Genomic DNA, 25,230 nt, shown 5'->3' on the forward strand with positions numbered 1-25,230 from the left:
TTTGTGAATGCCTTTGTGGATTTTTAAATCAAATCTAAAACTGCTGTATTACAAATTTGAATTGAATAAAGACAGCTACAATGTGTGAGTATATGAGCATGCAAAGCCATTGCCAGTGCAGGGGATGGAAAAAAGCACATTATTACTATAGAAATATAGTAGTACATATAGAAAACTACAACTATACTTCTATGATGCGATTTTTATGGTGAGAATATCCGAATTAATTACATCGGGTTTGGTTTTGTGTGGTCTTTCTCAGATTATTGATAGCGGTAGGATGAGATAACATTTGTTTTCTTTTTTTTAAATAACAGTAAAATTTACCCTGAAAGAAAGCTATCTTGTATTCCTGATAAACCGGATTTTTATACCGTTTACAACAATAAAAAAACCAAATAATAGTTTATATAGTATTACTTTTATCAACTTTATTTAGAATCAACAGGTTATTTCTTAATTCTGATATATAATTTGCATTAATTAAGAGTATAATATCTTATGGCTACTTATTTTATACTCAATAAAATAAATAAATTCATAATTAAGGAATAATTTTTGCTGAATATTTAAATAATAATCTAAATTTGTGTGGTTATGAAAACACTTCTAAATATCGGGGTTTCTGCAGCAATTTTGGGATTATTTGTTATTTCCTGTGATGATAATGATGACTACCAGACGATAGAGACTGTAGATAAAATTAAGATAGATAGTGTGAAGATCGTGAATGATACGATGGATGTCTACACCGTACAAAGCATTAAAACCTATTCAACCTATTCGTCCCATTGCGAGGGTTTTTACGGATATGATTATGTTCACAGCGATAACCTTACAAGAACGGTTACCGCTTATAAATATATTACCAACGGGCCTTGTGCACAGGGCAACTATACTGCGGCCGGCCAAATCAATTTCAGCCCGCAGCATACGGGAACTTATACTTTTAAATTCTGGAATGGTGATAATAACTGGATCACAAAGACAATTGTAGTAGAATAAATGAAATGGATTTTTTTAGTTAGTTTTTTGATAACCAATTTTTTATTTGCTCAGCGGATCGTTTGGAAAGAAGATGTAAAGCTTAATTGGGATAACTTTAAAAGTAAAATAAACAACCAGCGGGGAAGCAATGTGATTGCCTATACCAATTGTGGCTGGGTGTACTCCGTAGTGAAATCCACCAATCCGAAATCTCCGGTAAAAATTAAGATCGAAACTGTTTTTAATGAAGATAAATCCTGGAAAGATGATCAACGCACCAGTGACTATGTTCTGAATCATGAGCAAAAGCACTTTGATATTGCTGAAATATATGCAAGAAAACTCCGTAAGGAAGTAGGGGAAAAGATCAGGACTTCCGGGGATTTCAACAAAAAATTTCAGGGTATCTATAACAGGATCCTCAGTGATTATAAGAGTTTTCAGTCCACTTATGACAAAGAGACTCAGCACGGGATGGATCCGGAAAAACAAACCGAATATAATCGTATTATTGCTGAAGAATTGGAAAACCTAAAAAGCTATAAAGCCTCTTGAAATTCCTCAATAAGATCATTCATGAATTATTGTCCCAAAACACGGATCTTTCCGTGTTCAATATCGTTCTGCCCGGAAAGCGGCCTATTGTTTTTATCAGGCAGATCCTAGAGGAAAATAATTATTCAGGATTTCTTCCCAATTTTTTTACCATAGAGGAATTAATCGACCGGATAGCTGATAAACAGGCTGTTCAGGGAATTGCGCTGTGGCTTTTTGCATTCGATGTGTATAAAGGCCTCCACCTTATTCCTGATGATGATTTTGCCGGTTTTCTGAAATGGTTTCCTACTCTGCAAAAGGATTGGGACGATATTCTTAAATTTTCAGAAAGCGATCATGCTGTTTTGCAGTATATGTTTGATGAGGAAAGAATAAAGGACTGGGCGCAGAATTTGGGGAAAGAAGAGGAGGTTCCGAGGAAAAAATTCCTTAATTTCTGGAAAAATATGAACATTTTTCTTCCCGAATTAAAGAAAAAGCTACAGGAGAAAGACTGGGCTACCTCGGGAATGATCCATGAAACGGCCAAAGCCCGGATAGAAGCATATGCTAAAAATACCTCCGAGCAATTCGTTTTTTGCGGTTTCAATGCCTTTACACCCGTAGAGGAGAAGCTGGTAAGAAGCCTTTTACAGTGGGATAAGGCACAATGCTTTTTTCAGGCAGACCGGTATTATTTCGATGATGAAAGACAGGAAGCCGGGAAATTTCTCAGGAATCATAAAACATGGAAAGAATTTAATGACAGCAGGGCTTTTCAATGGATAGAAGATGATTTTAACCAGCCTAAAAACATAAAGGTCTATGAAGTTTCGGGGAACGTGACCCAAACCAAGATCCTGCCTGAAATTTTCAAAGAAATAGATAATAAGACCTATTCCGATACTGCTGTGGTGCTGTTGGATGAAAACCTGCTGCCTGCCAGTCTGGATGTAATGCATAGTGTTGAAAATCTGAATATTACTATGGGTTTTCCTTTGAAGAATTTATCCTTTTCCAATGCGGTAAAGCAGCTGTTCTACCTTCAGAAGCAGCTTGAAAAGAATAAAACGTCCTATTACTATAAAGATGTATTCCCTATCCTTGAAGAGCTTCCTAAATCAGCTGAAGATGAGCAGATTATCAACGAATTTAAAACAAAAATAGAGGAGAGGAATATTGTTTACATTTCCTGGAAACTATTCGAAGAGCTTTTGGGAGAAATTACCTATTTTAACCTTCTTCAGAAAGCAGAATCTGTAAATGTATATCTGGATATGCTCATTACATTCTGCAGGCAGGTAAAATGGCTGGATATAGATGATATCCAGTACGAAAATGTTTCTCATTTTGAAAATGCGTTCAGGGTCATAAAAAATCAGTTGAGCCCTTATGATTTTGAGATCAAAATGGAAACGCTGGAAATTCTGATCAATCAGTATGTGAATTCAGAAAGTATTGATTTTCAGGGTGAGCCTTTGAGAGGCCTGCAGATCATGGGACTTTTGGAGACCAGGCTTTTAAATTTCGACAATGTGATTATGCTATCTGTGAATGAAGGGAAGCTTCCTTTGGGAAATTCGCAGAATACTTATATTCCTTTTGATATCAGGAAATATTTTGACCTCCATACCTTTCTTGAAAATGACAGCATTTATGCCTATCATTTTTACAGGCTGATCCAGGATTCAAAAAATGTTCATTTGCTGTATAATGCATTAAGTTCCGGAGTAAATACAGGAGAAAAAAGCAGGTTTATCACCCAGATAGAAATGGAAAGTGATCACCCTATCGAACATCTCATCATTGAGAATTCTTCAGAACCTATCATGAGTCAGCCCATAGAGATTCCTAAAACCGATATTGTTCTCGAAAGACTTGAAAAATGGAAGGAAAAAGTGTCGGCTTCCCATCTCACGAGCTACCTTTATAATCCTATTGATTTTTACCTTTCAAAGATCCTGAATACTTCTGAAACGGATGAGATCGAAGAGGAACTTTCCGTGAAAAATTACGGAAACCTTGTTCATTATTCACTTCAAGAAATATATGAAGTACTTAAAGGTAAAATATTAAAAGAAAGCGATTTAGAAAAATCAATTAAAGCAATAGATCAATATATAAATATCGCTATAGAAAAGCTGAAACATCAGCCTGAGTTCTATGAAAAAGGGATGAACTATATTCATAAAGCGATCGCAAAAAAGGTGATAGAAAATATATTGAGACACGATCTTGAACTGGTAAAGAAAGGAAATAAACTGGAGATTCTGGCTATAGAAAGAAGGTTTGAAAATGTGGATTTTTATCTTGATGACAACAATACGGATAAAATTTCTTTCTTTGGTTTTATTGACAGGATAGACCGCCTGAACGGAACGTTGAGGATCATTGACTATAAAACGGCCAAGATCAAAAACCTCACGGTAAAGATTGATGAGGAGAATATAGCCGAATACTTTCATAATAATGACAGAAAGCAGGCACTTCAGTTGTGTATTTATCATTATATCATCCAAAATTTGCCTGAATTCTGGGGCTTTCCCATAGAAACAGGCATCTGGAGCTTTGCGGAATCCAAAAAAGGGGTAGTACCACTTCAGTTTGAAAGAGGAAATATTGATGATGCAATGAGATCTGTCAGAAACCTGATCTTAGAGATTTTAAACCCCGATATCAGCTTTATTGAGAAGAGTAAAACCTACTCCAATTAAAAATGCACTCCATTGCTGAAATGCATTTCAATTTGATAATAAGAATTGTTATTGAGAAGGTTAGCTATTCGATTTTTATTTTTTTGGTTACGGTTTTTCCATTGTTGTGTGCGATCTTTACCACATAAATTCCCGGTTCAAGGCTATTGGACTCAAACTGATCTTTATTCATATCTTCATTCTGAACCAAAGCCCCGGAAATATGATAAATACTTATATTTTTCATGACATCCCTGCTTCTGGCAATGATCTTTTGGTTCTGGGTATATAGTTCAGCAGTATTGTTTCCGCCAATACTTCTGATCTGTTTATTGAATTGCAGGTTGTAATATTGTGTAACTACTTCAAAGGTATAGGTTTGCCCGCCAATATCATTTAAACTGATGCCTCCATCCTCATGATACTGTTCCTGAGAAACAGATCTTATCAGGTTTTGATCCTGATCAAAAATATTGACGGCAATTAATTCATCCTGACCGATTTTTAAGCTTAAAATATTATTATTCACGGATTTTACAATATCATTTTCAGATACTGTTTCCGGAGTATCTTTTACATAAGGAATAAGGCTTCCTGTATTATCAGCTGTTTTCAGCAGGTAAACCCCGTCTTTCAATGAAACCAGACTATTCGCTGATGCTGCTTTACGTTCAGTTTTTTCCTGGTTAAAATCTATGATCTCGATCAGTTCTTTTCCCTGTAAGTCAGGTTTTATCTGAGACGTGTAAGTGTAATTATTTTTTGGACTGTTTTCAGCCTGTTTTGAAGTCAGCATCGCCCATTCATTAAAAATTCCCCCGCTTCTTAACGTATTGAATTTGGCATTGGATGCCAGAACGAAAGGGACAATTCCTCCTATATGTCCCAAAGGCCCCCAATAAAAGGATTCTAATTTGTATTTGTTAAGGTCCCACCACGGGTAATAGCCTCGCTGGACATCTATTGTCTTTGAAGTGTTATCCGGATGAATGGCCAGATCTACGGTAGAATGCCCTAAAGTCATAGGGGTTTTATTATACCAGTCATAAACATCGTTTGCCCTGAGACATTGTCTTAATTTACTGTTGGGATTATTAGTTACTTCATTTACAAAATTGGTGGTAAACAGCTTTCTCCATAGTAAAGGCCCCCATAGCAGTCCTCCGTTTTCCTGGATCACATGATGGTTATACTTATCGAGATATTCTGTGGAGATAACCTCTGAAATGTTATTGGTATATGTTTTATATCCTGTATTATTACAGGTATTGACAACATTTGCAATAAATGAGGTGAAAGGATATACATCCTTTTCCAATACTCCTTTCTGAAGGGTAACTCCGGAAAAGTCATAAGGGCCGTCACCCATATAGGCATATTTGAATTTCAGGTTGCCGGGATTGGAAATGCTCAGTTTCTTTAATGTGGACATGGCAGCATGGGCACCCTGGGAATAGCCTGTCAGGAAATATTCATTGTAACGTTTAACTCCCTGCTGGATTAAAACCTTATTCGCTGCTGTTACAAAATCAATGGTTGCACCGGCTTCGGTAGGATAGTGTACATAAGGGTGAGTTCCTTCTCCGGATCCCATTCCCACATAATCCGGCGCCATCAGGATATAACCATTCAATACGTAAGATAATTCAACTACAAATCCGGCATACATTACTCCTTTTAAGTTGGAAGGGACATTATCTCTGCTGTCTGTAGTTCCATGATCTGAAACCACGGTTGAGAGCTTATAATTGGCATTAGGATACATAAGCAGCCCTGTAGCTTTCACCAGATTATTATTTTCGTTTCTGGTATAGTAGGTGATCTTGTAAGCTTTCAGCCCGACATTAAAGCTGTTAAGATAACTGACAAAGTCGGGAGCATTCTGATCTCCAAGATTATTGGCAATAAAACTGATAACTCCCTGTGGCGTCAGGTCAAGTTTTTGTTCTACACTTACAACATCTCCTGCCTGCTGGGCAAAATAGAACGGAGCGGTGAAATTTAGCAAAAGGGTAGTGATTTTTTTCATATTGATATTTTAAGCTTTGATCAAGTTAATTACTTTCAATAAACCGGACAAAATATTAAAGCATCAATAATTATTCAGTGAATATAAATTCCCCGTAATGGGACCAAAAAAGTGGTGTCCGGCTGAAGGCCGGACACCGCATAATATATTTTTACTTTCTTAAAAAGCGTTGATCCCTGTAATATCAAGACCGGTGATCAATAAATGCACATCATGTGTACCTTCATAAGTGATCACAGATTCTAGGTTGGCAGCATGCCTCATCATCGGGAATTCACCCATGATACCCATTCCGCCCAGGATTTGTCTGGATTCCCTTGCAATGTCAATTGCCATTTTCACATTATTTCTTTTAGCCATTGAAATTTGGGCAGGAGAAGCTTTGTGAGCATTTTTAAGGTTTCCTAATTGCAGGCAAAGCAATTGTGCTTTGGTGATCTCAGTTAAAAATTCAGCCAGTTTTTTCTGCTGGAGCTGATAAGAACCAATAGGTTTCCCAAATTGTTTTCTTTCCTTGGAATACTGCACAGCAGTACAGTAGCAATCGATGGCAGCACCAATTACTCCCCATGAAATTCCATATCTGGCAGAATTCAGGCAGGATAAAGGCCCTTTCAAACCTGTAACTCCCGGAAGAAGGTTCTCCTTCGGAACTTTTACATCATTGAATACCAGTTCCCCAGTTTTGGATGCTCTTAAGCTCCATTTATTATGGGTTTCAGGAGTAGTGAAACCTTCCATGCCTCTTTCCACGACCAATCCCTGTACTTTCCCTTCCTCATTTTTAGCCCAAACCACAGCAATATCGCACAAAGGAGAATTGGTGATCCACATTTTGGCACCATTCAGTAGGTAATGGTCACCCATATCCTTGAAGTTGGTTTCCATTGAGCTTGGATCAGATCCGTGATTAGGTTCGGTAAGACCAAAAGACCCGATCATTTCTCCGGAAGCTAATTTTGGCAAATATTTTCTTTTCTGTTCTTCAGAACCATATTCATTGATGGGGAACATGACTAGGGAGCTTTGTACGGAAGCAGCAGAACGTACTGCGGAATCTCCTCTCTCCAGCTCCTGCATGATAAGGCCGTAAGAGATTTGGTCCAGCCCGGAACCTCCGTATTCTACCGGAATATAAGGGCCAAGGGCTCCAATTTTCCCCAATTCTTTCATTAATCCGGGTAAATCAGTATGATTTTGTGCGGCATGATCGATCTGCGGCATGACAAAACTTTCCACCCAGTCTCTTATAGACTGACGGATCAGCTTGTGTTCTTCAGTAAGTAAAGCATCAATTCCATAGTAATCAGGGATGCTTGTAAGGGGATAATATGACATGTTTTTTAATTTTTCTAAAAATAATACTTTTCAGGACTTCCGGAAAGTTTTTTTTAATGTTTGAATAATGCATCTGGTGTTATCAGCTTTCCTCTTCGTTGGAAATAGGATATTGCCCACTATAATTATGTACCTTATTTTTGAATTTATACAGATAAGGAGCCTTATTGGCAGAACCATCATACAGTTTTTCCAGCCTGTCTAGGATGTTCAGGCTTAATATTTTACGCTGGAAATTATTTCTCCGGAATTTTTGGCCTAAAATGGTCTCATAAAGGCTTTGCAGGTCTTTCATGGTAAACTTTTCCGGAAGGAGGTTGCTTGCCGCAGCCTCGGTATTAATATTCATTTGAAGGTATTCCAGTCCCGTTTCTATGATCCTGTCATGATCGAAGGCCATTTTTGGAAGTTTATTCACTTCAAACCATTCGCAGGTCTCATTAAAGGCATCGGGAAAGGTATTTGCAATGGAAAAATCAATAAGGCTGCAGTATCCTACCGTGATGAATCTCTGGAAGATCCAGTGGTCTTTAGGAACTTCAATTCCTTTGTTTTTAAGCAAGATCCGATGGACGTTGTTTTCCGTACGGTCTATTCTTCCGAAGGTATGAAATTGTTTTAGAAAAATATCCTTAAGGTGTGTCCTTTCATACAAAACACGTTCGGCAGCTTCTCTCAGATCTTCATCATTAAAGACAAAACCGCCGGGAAGCGACCACAGATCCAGATCATGATACTTTAAAAGAAGGACTTTCAGGATATTATTATGAAAGCCAAATATGGTACAGTCCACAGATAAATGAGCTACAAAATCTTTTGTATCAATAAGTTCCTGAAGACTGGTTTTGTTTTTTTGGCTGTTGATTTTCATGAGCGTAAAAATAAAATTATTTTCTATATTTTCTTCTTAGCAAGATTAAAATATATTAAACTTATAAGCAAGAGTATGACAACAAAAAATAAAATATATAAAGGATAAAAGTTTAGTAGCTGATAACCAAACAATAACGACATGATGATCGAACTCACAGAACTTCCCAGGGACGAAAAAATAACAATAAGGGATGTGAAAAGGTTAATTTTCTCTTTGTTCACCTGTGCGATCATCTTGGAATTGATGACAGGGTAGAGCGGAGATAAAAACAGGCCTATGACGGGGAATAGATAAAGAAGAGCCTTCGAATTTACTGAATCCGAGTATTGGATCAGTATAATGATGCATAAAACAGACATGATAGCCCCTAAACATGCGGTATAATACTTTGATAGTGAAAATCTCTGGATAATATAGGCAGTTGCGGTTCTCCCCAAATAAGAAAATAAAGCCATGAATGATGAAGCCTGCAGGGCAAAAAACGAGTTTACTTTCAGATGATTCCTGTAAAAAGAAGGCAGCCACGAATTAAAACTCTGTTCTATGAAAACAATGAAGAAGATTACGGCTAAAAATGCTGTTACCGGGATATTGACAATACCCGAAAGATCTGATATAAGTCCCTGATGCTCTGTTTTTTTTGATTCCGAGATCTTTATTCTTGAGAAAAGATACAGCGTGACCAGGCAAAGAAGCGAAATAAACAGGAAACCGAACTTCCAGAATTCAGAATATTTTCCCGAGATCAACCATCCAAAACCGATATTGACCACAAAAATACCGATCATGAATGATGCTTCTACGCTGTTCATGGTTTTGGCAAGTGATTTTTCGTCGGAAATATTATTCCGGATAATCCCGAATACACAGATCTTTCCGATGGCAAAACAGGCCCCTATAATGGCAAACCACAGTTTATAAAACCAGAAAACTTCTACAAAAGGTAAAATACAAGAACAGATCCCGACAATAGCCAGAGCAGACATTAATGCCTTTTTAGTTCCCATTTTACTGATGAAATTAACTGCAAATAGGGATATAAATGCGATGGGAAGATCCTTAAAAGACTCCAGGAACCCCAGTTTCTCATAGGTAATATTCGCTTCAGAAAGCTGTAAAATGACAATCCCCATACAATTCAGTACCATTGAAAAGATGAGAAAAGTAAGTTTTAGCGGAAGTGAAAAATGGGTCAGCTTGAGGCTCATTTTGGGGACGGTTTTTACTGGATTTTTATGGTTTTTGGCAAATTTTGATATAAAATATAAGGCTTTCAGGCCCCAAAAATAAACGAAAAATTAAAATATTTGTTAATATAATGTTAATTATTTGAAAAAAAATATATTTTTATTGTCTCACAATGAGAATTAAAAACTAAATGTATATGAATGTAAAAATATCAAGAAGTTTGGGAGTAATTGCCGTTCTTTATTTTACGGCAAACTTCAGTGCACAGAAGAAAGATACCGTACTCAAAGAGAAGAAGATTGAGGAAGTAGTATTGATAGGGTATGGATCAGTTAAGAAACAAAGCCTTACAAGTGCTGTATCCACTGTAAAGGCTGATGCTTTTCAGGACAGGCCTATTTCCAATGTGGCTCAGGCCTTGCAGGGTAATGCTGCCGGGGTGAATGTGGTGCAGCCATCGGGTAAACCCGGTGCCGTTCTGGATGTTAAGATCAGGGGAAATACCTCTATTTTATCAAACTCTACTCCTCTATACGTTATTGATGGTTTGCAAACCAACGACCTGAATGGGATTAATACGGATGATATTGTGGAAATGACCGTTCTGAAGGACGCAACTTCCACCGCTATTTATGGTATTAACGGTTCAAATGGTGTGGTTCTTATTACAACAAAAAGAGGTAAGCTGAATAAAAGCCAGCTTGGATTTAATGCTTTCTGGGGCTTCTCCAAGCAGGTGGATAATATAGATGTCCTCAATCTCGATCAGTACAAAACATTGATGGGGGAAGTCAATCCATCCTATCTTACAACAATTAATAACCCGATGTATGCGGGAATTAATACCAATTGGAGAGACGAGGTATACCAAAACGGGTTTGACCAGAATTATAACGTTAATTACTCATTCGGAAACGAAAATATTAAAGCTTACACTTCATTAGGATATCAGGGAATAGACGGTATCATTAAACCCGCAAGATTTGACAGGATCTCTGCCAAGTTTAATCTGGATGCCAATATTTTCAGATGGATGAAGTTCAATACAAGCTTAAGTTATATTAAAACAGATTTAAGCAATACGTCGGACAATTTAAGTACGGCAAGAGGGGGAGTCGTGCTTTCAGCCTTAAATACGCCAGGCTTTTTGCCTGTGTATGGTTCGGATGTGAAAATTATTCCTACGGATAGTAACGGCAATACCCAGCCGGGTTATTTGCCGGGGCAGTTTACCCCGAATCCGTTCCAGTCCTCATGGGAAAACCCGGTAGCTTATCAGTCGAAACTGGATAAGACATGGGATCATAGATTTATGAGTATTTTTGGGCTGGATATTACTTTAGCCAAGAACCTGACCTTCAAACCTACTATTTCATTAGATTTTGTAGATACGAAAAATACGAACTTCATTAATGCCTACGAAACCAGCTATGGAAGGGCTGAAAAAGGAACCGGAAGACTCAATTACAGTACCTGGCAGAATTTACTTTATGAAGGAACACTTAATTATACCATTAAGTCGAACAAGCACGATCTTGCCTTTTTATTGGGAGGAAATGTAAGGGATGGCAAATATATCCTTAACAGCAAATGGGGGTCAAGATTCCCTGAAGATGTAAGGACATTCATATATGATCAGGCAGAACAACAGCATTACAATTACAGGGCTACAGACCTGAGAGAAGTATCCGGCTTTTTAAGAGGGATCTATACTTTTGATAATAAGTACACCGTGATGGGGATCTTTAAGGCCCAGGCCTCTTCAGCTTTGGCAAAAGGAAATAAATGGGGGTATTTTCCGGGAGTTTCCGCAGCGTGGGTAATTTCCAATGAGGATTTCTTAAAAGATAATTCCTTCATCAATTATCTGAAACTGAGAGGAGGCTGGGGGAAAGCAGGAAATGCATCAGGACTTCCATCTCCGTACGTTTCCTATTATTTAGAACGATATGATGAACTGGGGCCTGGTTTTGCTCCTAAGCCTATTCAATACTCCAACTCCGGTCTTTCGTGGGAAACAACAACAGATACCAATGTTGGTCTGGATCTGAATGTATTGAATAACAGGATCAGATTTTCTGTAGATGCCTATAAACGAAAAACGGATGACGTAATTGCAGCAATTACTTTCTTAACAGATTATCCATACTATACCAATGCCGGTTCAATTGAGAATAAAGGGCTTGAATTTACTTTAAATACATCCAATATTAAAACAGGAGATTTCACTTGGGATACTTCATTCAATATTTCTTTTGTGAAGAATAAGATCTTAGGGATCAATTATGTGCCTGTTCATTATGCAGCATATAATGAGACCGTTGGAGAGAATATTGTCAGATTTTCCCCGGATCTTCCTGTAGGAGCATTTTACGGATATGTGACCAATGGGGTGAACCCGGCAAACGGAAGCCAGCAATATAAAGACCTTAATGGCAATGGTTATTTTGATACGGGAGACAGAACCATTCTTGGAAATCCTAATCCTGATTATACCTTTGGGTTCTCAAACAGTTTCAAATATAAGGGGGCTTATCTGGATGTTTTAATCACAGGTTCTCAGGGGAATGAAATTTTTAATGCTTCCAGACTTGACCTTGAGTTGATGAATGATTTCAAGAATCAATCGACAGCAGTGCTTAACAGATGGACTACACCGGGGCAAATTACAGATGTTCCTAAAGCCAATGATCCTGAATCTTTACATATTTCCGACAGATTTGTAGAGGATGGGTCTTATGTAAGACTAAAAGCTGTTACACTAGGATATAACTTTAAGAATCTTTTCAAAGGGGTTTCCAATGTGAATTTCTATATCACCGGACAAAACCTTTATACCTGGACAAATTACACGGGATTTGACCCTGAAGTGAATGCTTTTACAACGACTCCGGGAGTTTCCGGCATTGATTATGGAACATATCCACAGGTAAGGACCTTTATTTTTGGTATCAAAACAACTTTCTAAATTATTTCAAAATGAAACTTAAAAGATATACATATATAGCTTCATTAACAGCAGCAGCCTTTTTTACCCTGACCTCCTGTTCACAATATCTGGATACAGAACCTATTTCTGATCTTGCGACCAATCCGGCATATCCAATTAAAGACGCTGCAGATGCTGAAGCTAAGATGGTAACAATATATTCTGATTTCGGAAATGAATACTGGCAGCTTGATTATTTCTTTAATGGCGACGCTCAGACAGATATTTCATATGCCGGAGCAGATAATGTCCAGAACTTTCAAATGGATGAGTACAGAATTCTGGCATCTAATACTAATGTAAACCGGGATTGGGTTTATTTAAATACCTTTATTGATCATTGTAATAAGATCTTGAACTATGTGGATGGGGTTTCAGATCCCGCTCTTACTTCTTCAAGAAAAAATGAAATGAAGGCGGAAGCTGCCATTTTCAGATCCATGTACTGGCTCCAGATGGCTCAGATATGGGGTGATAGTCCTTTGGTAACCTTAGCTGTTATTGATGTTAATGCCGATAACTTTAACGAAGTATATTCTCAACTATATCCTTCAAGAAAACCTATTGCAGAAGTTTACAACAGGATTATTGCAGATCTTGAAGGAGCAGTAGCCAACGCTCCCGCTTCCTCTCAAAAATTTAAAGCTAATAAAGGAGCGGCGTATACACTTTTAGCTAAAGCCTATGCAACAAAACCGAATCCGGACTGGACCAAAGTAAAGCAGAATTGTGATCTGGCGATGGGACAGGGGTATTCATTACTTCCTGTATATGATAATTTGTTCGATGGAGCTCATGAAGGAAATGCTGAATCTATTTGGGAAGTTAATGGAGATCCAGGAACCTTTTATGCTTGGGGAACATTCATGTTCACAGGAACAGACTGGAAAAAATTTAACGTTCCTTCCAATGATCTGGTAAAAACCTTTAACGATGCAGGTGATACCCAGCGATTGAACAGTACCGTTTCATTTTCATCGGTAACATGGGCAGATACGTACTGGCCAAGCAATAATTATCCGTTCATGAAAAAAATGCGTTTGACAGACGGAAACCAGAACTTTTATCTCCTGAGATATGCAGACCTGTTATTGCTTAAAGCAGAAGCGAATGTGCAAACCGGGGATCTTTCAGGAGCGGCTGCACTTGTTAATCAGGTAAGGGCTAGAGTGGGATTATCTCCTGTAAGCATCGCATCTGCAGAAGACGGGATCAATAAAATATTACTCGAAAGAAAAATGGAATTAGCCTTTGAAGGGCACAGATGGTTCGATCTGAAAAGGACGGGAAAAGCCGTTTCAATTCTTTCACAGCAGAAGAACGGAAGCGGAACCATTTTACCATATGCTGCAAATATCAATCAAAACAGGTTGTTGTGGCCAATTCCACAGGCGCAGATGGATAAAAACTCTAACCTTACTCAAAATCCAGGTTATTAAAAAATATGAAGTTTCACAACTTATATAGTTTCTTTTTTAAAAGTACCACACTTTGTGGTGTGGTGCTTTTATCCTTATCATCTTGCGGGTCTCAACAGTCCGGTAAAGGGAATGAGGTTAAGGTTTGGCTCACTAAAGGTGATGAAAGCATAAAGTTGCAGCAGCAGGCATCTGCCGGTTTTGTAAATAATTCAGATAACATTCAGAATATTGAAATAGATGAGACCCAAAAATTTCAATATGTTGACGGTTTCGGATATACACTTACTGGTGGGAGCGTTGAAGTGATCAACAGGCTTTCTGCGGCAAAAAGAAAAGCTTTACTCAATGAACTTTTCGGGAATGATAAGAATTCTATTTCTGTAAGCTATCTGAGGTTGAGCGTAGGTGCTTCCGATCTTGATGGTGAGGTTTTTTCATATGATGACCTTCCGGCAGGGCAGACGGATCCTTCACTTTCCAAATTTAGTCTGGCACGGGATAAAGACCTGATTGCCATGTTAAAAGAAATTCTGGCTATCAATCCTGAAATTAAGATCATTGCAGCGCCATGGTCAGCCCCTGTGTGGATGAAAGACAACGGGAAATCGATAGGAGGTAGTTTAAAACCTGAATTTTATGGAACATATGCCAATTATTTCGTGAAATATATTCAGGGAATGAAAAAAGAAGGTATTACCATAGATGCCATCACCCCTCAGAATGAACCTTTACACCCTGGAAACAATCCAAGTTTGTATATGCCTTCCGACCAGCAGAGAGACTTTATCAAAAATCATATGGGACCGGCATTTAAGGCAAACGGGATCAAGACGAAAATCGTAGTCTATGATCACAATTGCAATAAACCGGAATATGCCACCAATATCCTGAGTGATCCAGAAGCCAACAAATATGTGGATGGTTCCGCTTTCCATTTATATGAAGGAGACATATCTGCTCTAAGCACTGTTCACAATGTTTTTCCCGATAAGAATCTGTATTTTACAGAGCAATGGACCGGAGCTAAGGGTACCTTTAACGAAGACCTGAACTGGCACACCAAAAATGTGATCATCGGTTCTATGAGGAACTGGAGTAAGATCGCATTAGAATGGAATGTAGCCAATGATCCGCAATACAGGCCACATACCGATGGCGGCTGTACGGAATGTAAAGGGGCCATTACCGTTTCAGATTCTGAAAATTTTACCAGAAATGTTTCTTACTACATTATCGCGCATGCTTCCAAATTCATTCCCGCAAATTCACAGAGAATAGGATCTACACAGACGGAAAACCTTTCGACAGGAGCATTTAGGACTCCTGCGGGGAAGATTGTGCTGATTATACAGAATGGGGCTCAAAACGAAGAAAAATTCAATATTAAATATAAAGAAAAAACAGCAAGGGTAAGCATTCCGGGAAATTCTGTTGCCACTTACGTTTTTTAACCATATAGTATGAAGAAAAGATATCTTTTATTACTGTTTGCAATATTCGGGATCAGTGCTTCCGGACAGAAAACAACCGATCAGAAGGTCACTGAGCTTCTGTCTAAAATGACATTGGAGGAAAAAATTGGCCAGCTGGTTCAGTATAGTGGTTTTGAATATGCCACAGGTCCTCAGAACTCCAATTCTGCAACAGTTTTAGAAGAAATAAAAAAAGGAAAAGTAGGTTCCATGCTCAATGTAACAGGTGTGGAGGAGACCACTGCTTTTCAGAAGCTGGCTTTGCAGTCCAGATTAAAAATCCCGTTACTCTTTGGTCAGGATGTTATTCATGGGTACAGAACCACATTTCCGGTAAATCTGGGGCAGGCCGCAAGCTGGGATCTGGGTTTAATTGAGAAGTCTGAAAGAATTGCCGCCACGGAAGCCTCTGCATATGGAATCCACTGGACGTTTGCTCCTATGGTAGACGTAGCAAGAGATCCGAGATGGGGCAGAGTGATGGAAGGTTCCGGAGAAGATACTTATCTGGGAACACAGATCGCTTTAGCGAGAATCAGGGGTTTTCAGGGAAAAGGTCTTGGAAACCTGGATGCCATAATGGCCTGTGCAAAACATTTTGCAGCGTATGGAGCGGCAGTCGGCGGAAGAGATTATAATTCCGTGGATATGAGTTTAAGGCAACTGAATGAGACCTATCTGCCTCCGTTCAAAGCAGCAGCGGAAGCAGGAGTAGCCACCTTTATGAATTCTTTCAATGATATCAACGGAATTCCTGCGACCGCCAATCAATATATTTTAAGAGATCTGTTGAAAGGCAAGTGGAACTATAAAGGTTTTGTAGTTTCAGATTGGGGGAGCATCGGGGAAATGGTTCCTCATGGCTATGCAAAAGATAATAAAGAAGCTGCGGAAAGAGCCATTCTGGCCGGAAGCGATATGGATATGGAAAGCCGTTCTTATATGGCTGAGCTTCCGAAACTGGTACAGGAAGGGAAAGTGAATGTAAAATTCATTGATGATGCGGCAAGAAGGATCTTAACCAAGAAATTTGAAATGGGGTTGTTTGATGATCCTTTTAGATTCAGCAACGAGAACAGGCAGAAAGAACAGCTTAATAATCCCGAGCACAGGAAATTCGGCAGGGAATTCGGATCAAAAAGTATGGTTTTATTAAAAAATCAGAACACTATCCTTCCGCTTTCGAGATCCACTAAAACAGTGGCCTTAATTGGCCCTTTTGGTAAGGAAACTGCTGCTAATCATGGATTTTGGTCTATAGCGTTCAAAGATGATGATCAGAGAATTATAACCCAGTTTGACGGAATTAAAAATCAGCTGGATAAAACTTCTACTTTACTTTATGCAAAAGGCTGCAATGTGGATGATCAGGACAGATCTATGTTTGCTGAAGCCATAGAGACGGCTAAAAAGGCAGATGTAGTGATCATGACCTTAGGAGAAGGGCATGCGATGAGCGGTGAGGCAAAAAGCAGAAGCAATATTCATTTTTCTGGAGTTCAGGAAGACCTGTTGAAAGAAATTGCCAAAACAGGAAAGCCTATTGTATTGATGATAAATGCCGGAAGGCCCCTTGTTTTTGACTGGGCATCGGATCATATTCCTGCTATTCTGTATAGCTGGTGGCTGGGAACAGAAGCCGGGAATTCCATTGCTGATGTGCTTTTCGGGACTGTGAATCCGGGCGGGAAATTACCGATGAGTTTTCCGAGAACGGAAGGGCAGATCCCGGTATATTATAATTACTACAACACGGGGAGACCCGCAAAGAATAATACGGACAGGAATTATGTTTCGGCCTATATAGACCTGGATAATGATCCGAAATTCCCTTTCGGATATGGCTTAAGCTATACTCAATTCAAATATTCCGATATGATTTTGAGCTCAACAAGCCTTAAAGGCAGCCAGACTTTAACTATTACGGTGAATGTCTCAAATACGGGAAACCATGATGGAGAAGAGGTAGTACAGCTTTATATCAGGGATGTATTCGGAAAAGTAGTAAGACCGGTAAAAGAACTGAAAGGCTTTCAGAAAATATTTATAAAAAAAAGAGAAAGCAAAACGGTAAATTTTAAGATCACCCCTGAAAACTTAAAATTCTATGATAATGACCTGAATTATGACTGGGAAAGTGGTGAATTTGATATTATGATAGGCACCAGCTCTCAGGATGTTCAGACCAAAAGAATTAATTGGGTGAAATAAATTATAAGTTATAAATGATGAGTTATGAGTTATTTTTTATCCTGTAAATGGAAACTCTAAACAAAGAACTTTAAACTATAGCTATGAAAATCAGATCACAACATATTATTCATTTGTTTGTAGGAGCAGTATTTGCTTTTTCTGTGCTCAACTGTGGATCAGTTAAACCGGATACCAATAAAAAACTGATATGGAGTGATGAATTTAATTACAAAGGATTACCCGAACCTTCAAAATGGAACTATGACGTAGGCGGGGACGGATATGGAAACAATGAAGCCCAGTTTTATACCAAAGACCGCCTTGATAATGCAAGGGTTGAAAATGGAAATCTCGTTATTGAAGCTAAAAAAGAGAACTGGGAAAATAATAAATACACCTCCGCAAGGCTTTTAACCAAAGGTAAATTTTCATTTCAATACGGAACAATAGAAGTGAGGGCCAAACTTCCAAAAGGAAGGGGAACCTGGCCTGCCATCTGGATGATGAGCGAAAATATGAAAGAATGGCCGGATGACGGCGAACTTGATATCATGGAACATGTAGGTTTCAATCAGGGATATATCCATGCATCCGTCCATACAAAGAAATACAACCATATCCAGGGAACACAGAAAACAGATACCATCATCGTAAATGATGCAAGCGAAAAGTTTCATGTATATAAAGCAGACTGGACGCCTGAAAAAATTGATGTATATGTAGATGATAAAAAATATTTCACCTATGAAAATAAGGAGAAAACCTACGAAGCGTGGCCGTTCGATCAGCCGTATTATATTATTCTGAATCTGGCTGTAGGTGGATTTTGGGGTGGAAAAGAAGGAATAGATGACAGTATCTTTCCTCAAAAGTATTATATAGATTACGTAAGGGTATATCAAAATTTAAAAGATAATACCAAATAAAAAGTAAAAAGAAATAAAAATTCCCCTCCTCCGGAGGGGTGGCAAAAATTTGAAAAAATTTTTGCCGGGGTGGTTCCTAAGAAGCATCACTCCTATGACTTTAACTAAAAAAAGCAGGAAAATATGAAATGTAAGAATCGCAAACACCATAAGAACGGCATTGGCCCAAAACTCATTACAGGTTGTTTTCTTATCGGAATTGCTTTTAATGCTAATGCTCAGAATTATTGGAAAAAGAATACGGGAAGAACAGCCAAAGTAATTCTTACCAATTCTAAGACCAGCGAAAAGATGGCTGATAAAGGGACTGTAACCTTTGAAAAATTTGGTCAGCCTAAAGAAACGGATGCCTGTATTTTTGTAGATCCGGATTTCAAATATCAGAAACTCATAGGGATCGGAGGAGCCATTACAGATGCTTCAGCCGAAACTTTCTATAAACTGCCGAAAAATAAGCAGAAAGAGATCATTGAAGCCTATTATGGGAAAAACGGTCTGGGATATACCGTTGTCCGCACCAATATGAATTCCTGTGACTTTTCAAGTGATTCATATACCTATGTAACTGAAAATGATACCTCATTGAAGTCCTTTAATGTAGCTCATGATGAGAAATATAAAATTCCGATGATCAAAGAAGCACAAAGGGCAATTGGGAACTCGTTCACCTTCTATTTTTCACCCTGGAGTCCGCCAGCTTGGATGAAATCCAACAAAAATATGCTGAAAGGCGGAAGATTGGAAAACCGGTATTACCAGACCTGGGCAGATTATTATATCAGGTTCATTAAAGAATATGAAAAAAGAGGTATCAATGTCTGGGGACTGACTGTTCAGAACGAACCGATGGCCACGCAGACCTGGGAGTCATGCATTTACACGGCTGAAGAAGAAGGAGAGTTCCTTAAGAATAACTTAGGGCCGACACTCTGGAAAAACGAATATAAAGAAAAAAAAGTAATGATCTGGGATCATAACAGGGACCTGATCTATCAGAGAGCTACCACAACCTTAAGCGATCCTGAAACGTCAAAGTACGCTTCAGGGATAGGTTACCACTGGTATGAAACGTGGAATAACAAAACCCAGCTTTTTGACAACCTCTCGGAAACACAAAGAGCTTTTCCGGATAAATTCTTAGCTTTTACCGAAGGCTGTAAAGAAAAGTTCGATATGTCCAGGATCTATGATGTAAGCCTTGGCGAGCTGTACGGGAGAAATATGATCAATGATTTTAATAAAGGAACCGCTTTATGGACAGACTGGAATGTGCTTCTGGATGAAACGGGTGGTCCGAACCACGTTGGGAATTTTTGTTTTGCCCCTATTATTGCCGATACGAAAACAGGAGAAGTTCATTATACTTATGAATACTATTATGTAGGCCATGTTTCCAGGTATATCAAACCTAATGCACAGAGAATAGGAAGCTCATCCAACAGAGCAGATTTGATTGCTACTTCATTTATGAATACAAACGGACAGCTGGTAACTGTTATCATGAACGAATCCGACAATGATATCGATACCAATCTGTGGATCGAAGGAATGTCTGCAAAAATTTCCGCTCCGGCGCACTCTATACAGACCGTAATTTTATAAACTTCATATTAACGTAATTTTTCATTAAAATCGGCGGCCTCTTTGAGGCCGCCGATTCATTTATTTTCAAAGCAAAAAGGATTTACTCTGTAATATCATATTTATCAACCACCTTCTGGGTTACTCCCGTATTGCTGAATCCTCCGTCATGGAATAAATTCTGCATAGTAACCTTTCTGGTAAGATCAGAGAACATGCTTACACAATAGTTGGCACAGTCAAGGGCTGTAGCATTTCCCAGCGGGGACATATCTTCAGCATACCCCAGGAATCCACCGAAACCTTTTACGCCGCTTCCGGCCGTAGTAGGAGTAGGAGACTGGGAAATCGTGTTGACACGTACCTTTCTTTCACCCCAGTAATTTCCGAAAGATCGTGTGATGCTTTCCAGATAGGCTTTATTATCGGCCATGTCATTATAATCAGGGAATGTTCTCTGAGCAGCAATATAGGTAAGGGCAATAATGCTTCCCCACTCATTCACACAGTCTTTTTCCCACGCCACACGCATTACCTTGTGGAAAGAAACGGCAGAAACATCCCAGCCTTTTTCCAGCCAGTCGTAGTTCATCTCAGTATAATGTTTTCCTTTTCTTACATTAACGGACATTCCTATAGAGTGAAGGATAAAGTCTATTTTACCATATTTTGCTATGGCAGCGTCAAAAAGTTTTTCAAGGTCTTCAATGGAGGTAGCGTCTGCGCCTATCACATCAGAACCTGTTTTTTCCGCCAGAGCATTTAATTCTCCCATTCTCATGGCAATAGGGGCATTGGATAAGATAAATTCAGCACCTTCTTCATGGCATCTTTCAGCAACTTTCCATGCAATAGATTGTTCATTAAGGGCTCCAAAAATAATTCCCTTTTTGCCTTTAAGTAAACCGTATGACATAATTTTTTAATGTTTATTGAATACAAATGTAACAATAATTTGTGTTTACCGCATAATAAAAAACGGAGCCTTACCAAAAAGACTCCGTTTTTCTTGAAAATATTTATATGACTGAATTTTTAATTCGTTTTTTTATTCCATTCCGCTTTTACATCCTCTGCTGCATCCTTTGTTTTCTCCCATGCTTCATTAGCTTTATCCTTAATGTCATCCCAGGTTTCAGAAACATTGGCCTTCACTTTATCCAGCCAGTCTTCCTGATTAAATTCCTGGTCATTGGCTCTTTTTTCGTTAATGTAGTCTCTGGCTTTATCAGCCAGTTCATTAATTTTCCATTTGGCTTTGTCTGCAGCATTCTGTAAAGAGTTTTCAGTATTGTTCACTGCATTTTCTGCTTTGTTATATTCTGAATTGTTCATAATATTGATATTTTGTGTGTTGTAGTAGTTTGAACAATAATTATTCCTAAAAAGCTGTGTTTTTGTTAAACTTTTCATAATCTATGTTATAATTTCTCTAAATCGGGATTATATTTGTTGAAAATATGATACATGGAAAAAATACGTTGTGGCTGGTGCGAAAAAGATGACCTGTACAAAAAATATCATGACGAAGAATGGGGAAAACCTGTTTACGATGATGAAACCATTTTTGAATTTTTAGTTCTTGAAAGCTTTCAGTCCGGATTGAGCTGGTACACTATTCTGACAAAAAGAGAAAATTTCAGGAAAGCATTTGATAACTTTAATTATGAGAAGATCGCAGAATATTCTGATGAAAAAGTTGAAGAATTGTTACAAAATCCAGGGATCATCAGAAACAGGCTTAAAGTATTGGCCACCATTACCAATGCGCAGAAATTTCAGGAAATCCAAAAAGAATTCGGAAGCTTTTCAAAATATATCTGGGAATTTGTTAATGGAAAACCTATATATAATAGACCAAAGACATTGAAAGATGTCCCTGCAACTACAGAGATCTCCGATGCGCTGGCAAAGGACCTGAAAAAAAGAGGGTTTAAATTTATGGGCTCTACAGTGGTCTATGCCCACATGCAGGCCACAGGAATGGTGAATGATCATATTGAAGATTGCTTTGTTAATAGATAGCTTACACTAACTTAGTAAAATATATTTAAAGACCGGTGATTACATTCATCGGTCTTTTTTAATTGCAAAGTTTTAATATTGATTATTTATCATTAAATGGTGACTTATATTTTTATTTATTCTATCTATTGGTGTATTTTGTATTAAAAATTTAATAAAATGCTGATTTTATTTTAAAGTTGATATATTTGTATTGCAATGATAAAAAACTATTAAATCAAAAATGAAAATTAATTATTTCGGAAAGCTGTTATCAGTATTATTAACGCTGATATTATATAATCATTCTTATTCCCAGGTCGGAATAGGTACGTCAAGCCCGGACCCATCGGCTATTTTAGAAGTCAATTCCACTACCAAAGGATTGCTTTTACCGAGAGTGGCCTTAAATTCTTTAACGGACGCCACTACCATACCTTCTCCGGCAACGGGGCTGCTGGTCTGGAACAATGGAGCGGGAAGCTTATCTGCTCAGGGATTCTACTTTTGGAATAATTCCCAATGGAATCTGCTCTCTGTAAATAACGGTTCGACTCCCGGCAGTGTAATTACTAACGGCTGGGTCACAACAGGTAACAATGCCGGAAACTATGGAGGTTCAGGTACCAATCTGTCATTTGGAACAGGCACATCCGATGACCTGATTTTTAAGGTTAACTCTTCTACATCCGGGAGATTAGGGGTCAATAATTCCGTAAGCTTCGGAAATGCGTCTAATGCTGCTCAAAACGGAATAGCCATAGGAATGTCTTCTTCATCCGCCTATCAGGCAACAGCCGTAGGAAATAATGCAAAAGCAAACTCCAATGACGCCGCCGCTTTCGGAAGTAATGCTGTGGCAGGAGGCTACCAATCAATTGCCATGGGGTATAATGCCCATACAAATTCCAATGGAGAAACAGCTTTGGGGATCAACTCGCAAACCAATAATCAGAATTCAACGGCTTTAGGATCCGGAACTGCGGCTACAGGACAGAACTCAACGGCAATAGGCTACGGTGCATCTACTTCTCAGGCCAATGCAATTGTTTTGGGGAATAGTAATGCAGCCGTTGGAATCGGAACTGCGACGCCAAATACAACTGCAAAACTGGACGTTAACGGACAATATAAATTAGGAGAAAAGGGAAATGTGCATAAAAACCAGATAAGCTTTGAAGTATGGCCAATGGTTTCCATTGCCAATTTACAGTCGGGCCGTACGGCTACCATAGATATTGCGATTCCTGCCGCTTTACAGCCGACATCTACCCGTGCCTCCATCATAGTATCACCGGCTAATGATTTTGCGGGGAACTCAGATTTTGGGCTTTCTAATCCGAGAATGCCATCCACCTCAACCATTGCCGTAAATGTGACCAATATTTCAAATGGTACGGCGAGCCTGTATTCAGGACATTTTTATGTAACGATCAATGAATTTTAGCTATTGATAATGGTTATCAAAATAACAAAAGGATCTCAACACCGAGATCCTTTTGCTTTTTCGTATACTATTGTATAATTCTTTCCAGAACCCATTCGATAAGTTTCTTCTCAGAAGTATGGTGATCGGCTGAGAATTCTCCGCGTCTTCTGTTGGCGATCACATTGTTTACCGTAATGGCTTTATGACCTAATAGTTTTGAAAGCGCATAGATCGCGGAAGTTTCCATTTCGAAATTGGTCACTCCAAGATCATTCAGTGTTTCCAGGAACTTGTCATCAACTGCTTTTAAACGAAGCTGTCTTCCCTGCGGGGCATAGAACCCCGGAAAAGTAGCCGTATTCCCGTGATACTTTGCATCTTTGTATAATTCTCCCAAATCTTCTGCCCAGTCTGCAAAATAAAGCATCGGTTTTATCTTTGGATAAGGGAATTTTTCTAAGAAACTTCTGGAAAATTCATTTTCAAAATCATAATCCTGATAGAAATGCATTAAGCCATCCAATCCTACAACATTTTGTGTTACCAGCATATTGTCTACCTGTACACCAGGATTTACGCTTCCACAGGTTCCCATACGAAACAGTTTCAGGGCTTTATGCTCAGTTTTGAATTCTTTATTCTTAAGATCAATATTGACCAGAGCATCCAGCTCATTCATCACAATATCAATATTTTCTGTCCCGATTCCTGTGGACATTACAGAGATCCTTTCGCCACGCAAAGTTCCGGTATGAGTGTAGAATTCCCTTTTATTTTTCCGCATCTCTATTTTGTCAAAGTATTTGGAAACCTTCGGTACCCTGTCCGGGTCGCCCACAAGAATGATCTTATCAGCAATATCTTCCGGTAAAAGATTTAAGTGATACACACTTCCGTCGTCATTCAGAACCAATTCTGAAGCAGCTAGTTTATTCAGCATAGATTAAATTTTTAATTGATAAAAATGGCCTCCTGATAAGGAGTACCGAATAGTTCATAAAGCGAACCGTATTCTTCTACGATCCTTTTTTGCCCTTTATATACCTCATATACCGTAATGATAGTTTTTTCTATATTTTTAGGGTCTTTTCTCTGAGAAGTAATTTCATAAAAATGATCTGCTTTCTTTAATATGGAAACCAGTTCCTCTTTGGTGGAATGGTTGGCTTCCATCATTCCCGGAAAATCCATTACGATATCTTTAAGATCATTATAGTTCTTATAAAGCTTTGTTATCCCGTTAGAATGTACATATACTTTAGGAAGGGACTGGTCTTTTACCAGGCGTACAAGATAATAGTCGTTATCTTTTTTCTCTGCATATACAGCCATTTCCTTAGCTTGCTGAGAAAACAGGTTCAGTGAAAAAAGGCTTATGATCAGAGTTAATAAGAATGTTTTCATACTTAATATTTTGTTTTTGGACCAGTAAAAATTTAAAATTCTTATATTAAAGATCATTATCGATAAAGAATTTTAAATATTGGGGAGGGTAAAATTAATAAAAAATCCTATATACAAAATATAAACATTATTTAATCCGTATTTAAAATTAGGATAATATGAGGC

General features: G+C 38.3%; 19 protein-coding genes. 11 read left to right on the forward strand and 8 right to left on the reverse strand.

The features are described 5' to 3' along the window. The first annotated feature begins 597 nt into the window (after window positions 1–597). From HNP38_RS02950 to HNP38_RS02960, 3 genes are read left to right on the forward strand one after another with little or no spacing between them, the layout of a single operon-like run. Window positions 598–1,005 (forward strand): hypothetical protein, encoded by a 408-nt coding sequence (locus HNP38_RS02950; RefSeq protein WP_184184190.1) that lies wholly within the window; start codon window positions 598–600, stop codon window positions 1,003–1,005. Further along, window positions 1,006–1,542, forward strand: a complete 537-nt coding sequence (locus tag HNP38_RS02955; protein ID WP_184184193.1) for a DUF922 domain-containing protein — start codon at window positions 1,006–1,008, stop codon at window positions 1,540–1,542. Beyond that, window positions 1,539–4,238 (forward strand): PD-(D/E)XK nuclease family protein, encoded by a 2,700-nt coding sequence (locus HNP38_RS02960; protein WP_184184196.1) that lies wholly within the window; start codon window positions 1,539–1,541, stop codon window positions 4,236–4,238. Before HNP38_RS02955 ends, HNP38_RS02960 begins: the two co-directional genes overlap by 4 nt. 64 nt (window positions 4,239–4,302) lie before the next feature. On the opposite strand, the gene HNP38_RS02965 is transcribed toward HNP38_RS02960, so the two are convergent. The 4 genes from HNP38_RS02965 to HNP38_RS02980 all read right to left on the reverse strand — a co-directional run bounded on the left by HNP38_RS02965 (window position 4,303) and on the right by HNP38_RS02980 (window position 9,666). After that, window positions 4,303–6,246 carry a T9SS type A sorting domain-containing protein gene (locus HNP38_RS02965; RefSeq protein ID WP_184184199.1) on the reverse strand — a complete coding sequence of 648 codons (1,944 nt, stop codon included), beginning with the start codon at window positions 6,244–6,246 and terminating at the stop codon, window positions 4,303–4,305. Between the two features lie 159 nt (window positions 6,247–6,405). Beyond that, window positions 6,406–7,584, reverse strand: coding sequence for an acyl-CoA dehydrogenase family protein (locus HNP38_RS02970; RefSeq protein WP_184184202.1), 1,179 nt, complete (start codon window positions 7,582–7,584; stop codon window positions 6,406–6,408). Between the two features lie 82 nt (window positions 7,585–7,666). Further along, on the reverse strand, window positions 7,667–8,455 hold the full coding sequence (locus HNP38_RS02975) for an NUDIX hydrolase (protein ID WP_184184205.1): 789 nt from the start codon (window positions 8,453–8,455) through the stop codon (window positions 7,667–7,669). A 23-nt stretch (window positions 8,456–8,478) separates the two neighbouring features. Beyond that, complete coding sequence (locus HNP38_RS02980) at window positions 8,479–9,666, reverse strand: MFS transporter (RefSeq protein ID WP_184184208.1); 1,188 nt, start codon at window positions 9,664–9,666, stop codon at window positions 8,479–8,481. A 176-nt stretch (window positions 9,667–9,842) separates the two neighbouring features. Here HNP38_RS02980 and HNP38_RS02985 point away from each other — a divergent pair, with 176 nt between their 5' ends. From HNP38_RS02985 to HNP38_RS03010, 6 genes are all read left to right on the forward strand, one after another. Next, entirely contained in the window at window positions 9,843–12,614 is a 2,772-nt protein-coding gene (locus tag HNP38_RS02985; protein WP_184184212.1) for a SusC/RagA family TonB-linked outer membrane protein, read from the forward strand. An 11-nt stretch (window positions 12,615–12,625) separates the two neighbouring features. Further along, window positions 12,626–14,074, forward strand: a complete 1,449-nt coding sequence (locus HNP38_RS02990; RefSeq protein WP_184184215.1) for a RagB/SusD family nutrient uptake outer membrane protein — start codon at window positions 12,626–12,628, stop codon at window positions 14,072–14,074. 5 nt (window positions 14,075–14,079) lie between these two features. Further along, a complete protein-coding gene (locus HNP38_RS02995) occupies window positions 14,080–15,507 on the forward strand; it encodes a glycoside hydrolase family 30 protein (protein WP_184184219.1) in 1,428 nt (475 codons plus the stop codon). Window positions 15,508–15,516: 9 nt separating this feature from the next. Continuing rightward, window positions 15,517–17,739 carry a beta-glucosidase BglX gene (gene bglX, locus HNP38_RS03000; protein ID WP_184184222.1) on the forward strand — a complete coding sequence of 741 codons (2,223 nt, stop codon included), beginning with the start codon at window positions 15,517–15,519 and terminating at the stop codon, window positions 17,737–17,739. An 83-nt stretch (window positions 17,740–17,822) separates the two neighbouring features. Next, the gene (locus tag HNP38_RS03005; RefSeq protein WP_184184225.1) at window positions 17,823–18,647 is read left to right on the forward strand and encodes a family 16 glycosylhydrolase; all 825 of its coding nucleotides are present in this window, start codon (window positions 17,823–17,825) and stop codon (window positions 18,645–18,647) included. A 123-nt stretch (window positions 18,648–18,770) separates the two neighbouring features. Then, window positions 18,771–20,249, forward strand: a complete 1,479-nt coding sequence (locus tag HNP38_RS03010; protein ID WP_184184228.1) for a glycoside hydrolase family 30 protein — start codon at window positions 18,771–18,773, stop codon at window positions 20,247–20,249. A gap of 82 nt (window positions 20,250–20,331) precedes the next feature. Here HNP38_RS03010 and HNP38_RS03015 read toward each other — a convergent pair whose 3' ends face one another. Continuing rightward, window positions 20,332–21,144 (reverse strand): enoyl-ACP reductase, encoded by an 813-nt coding sequence (locus tag HNP38_RS03015; RefSeq protein WP_184184231.1) that lies wholly within the window; start codon window positions 21,142–21,144, stop codon window positions 20,332–20,334. 119 nt (window positions 21,145–21,263) lie between these two features. Next, window positions 21,264–21,563 (reverse strand): hypothetical protein, encoded by a 300-nt coding sequence (locus HNP38_RS03020; RefSeq protein ID WP_184184233.1) that lies wholly within the window; start codon window positions 21,561–21,563, stop codon window positions 21,264–21,266. Between the two features lie 132 nt (window positions 21,564–21,695). Between HNP38_RS03020 and HNP38_RS03025 the strand changes: the two genes are divergently transcribed. Further along, window positions 21,696–22,253, forward strand: a complete 558-nt coding sequence (locus HNP38_RS03025; RefSeq protein WP_184184236.1) for a DNA-3-methyladenine glycosylase I — start codon at window positions 21,696–21,698, stop codon at window positions 22,251–22,253. Between the two features lie 223 nt (window positions 22,254–22,476). Next, window positions 22,477–23,679 carry a hypothetical protein gene (locus tag HNP38_RS03030; RefSeq protein WP_184184239.1) on the forward strand — a complete coding sequence of 401 codons (1,203 nt, stop codon included), beginning with the start codon at window positions 22,477–22,479 and terminating at the stop codon, window positions 23,677–23,679. 67 nt (window positions 23,680–23,746) lie between these two features. Here HNP38_RS03030 and HNP38_RS03035 read toward each other — a convergent pair whose 3' ends face one another. Together HNP38_RS03035 and HNP38_RS03040 are read right to left on the reverse strand one after the other, a co-directional pair. Then, a complete protein-coding gene (locus HNP38_RS03035; protein WP_184184242.1) occupies window positions 23,747–24,601 on the reverse strand; it encodes a nucleoside phosphorylase in 855 nt (284 codons plus the stop codon). A gap of 11 nt (window positions 24,602–24,612) precedes the next feature. Continuing rightward, window positions 24,613–25,065, reverse strand: coding sequence for a hypothetical protein (locus HNP38_RS03040; protein WP_184184246.1), 453 nt, complete (start codon window positions 25,063–25,065; stop codon window positions 24,613–24,615). Between the last annotated feature and the right edge of the window lie 165 nt (window positions 25,066–25,230).

The sequence above is a fragment of the Chryseobacterium defluvii genome, assembly GCF_014204415.1.
GTDB classification, from domain to species: domain Bacteria; phylum Bacteroidota; class Bacteroidia; order Flavobacteriales; family Weeksellaceae; genus Chryseobacterium; species Chryseobacterium defluvii_A.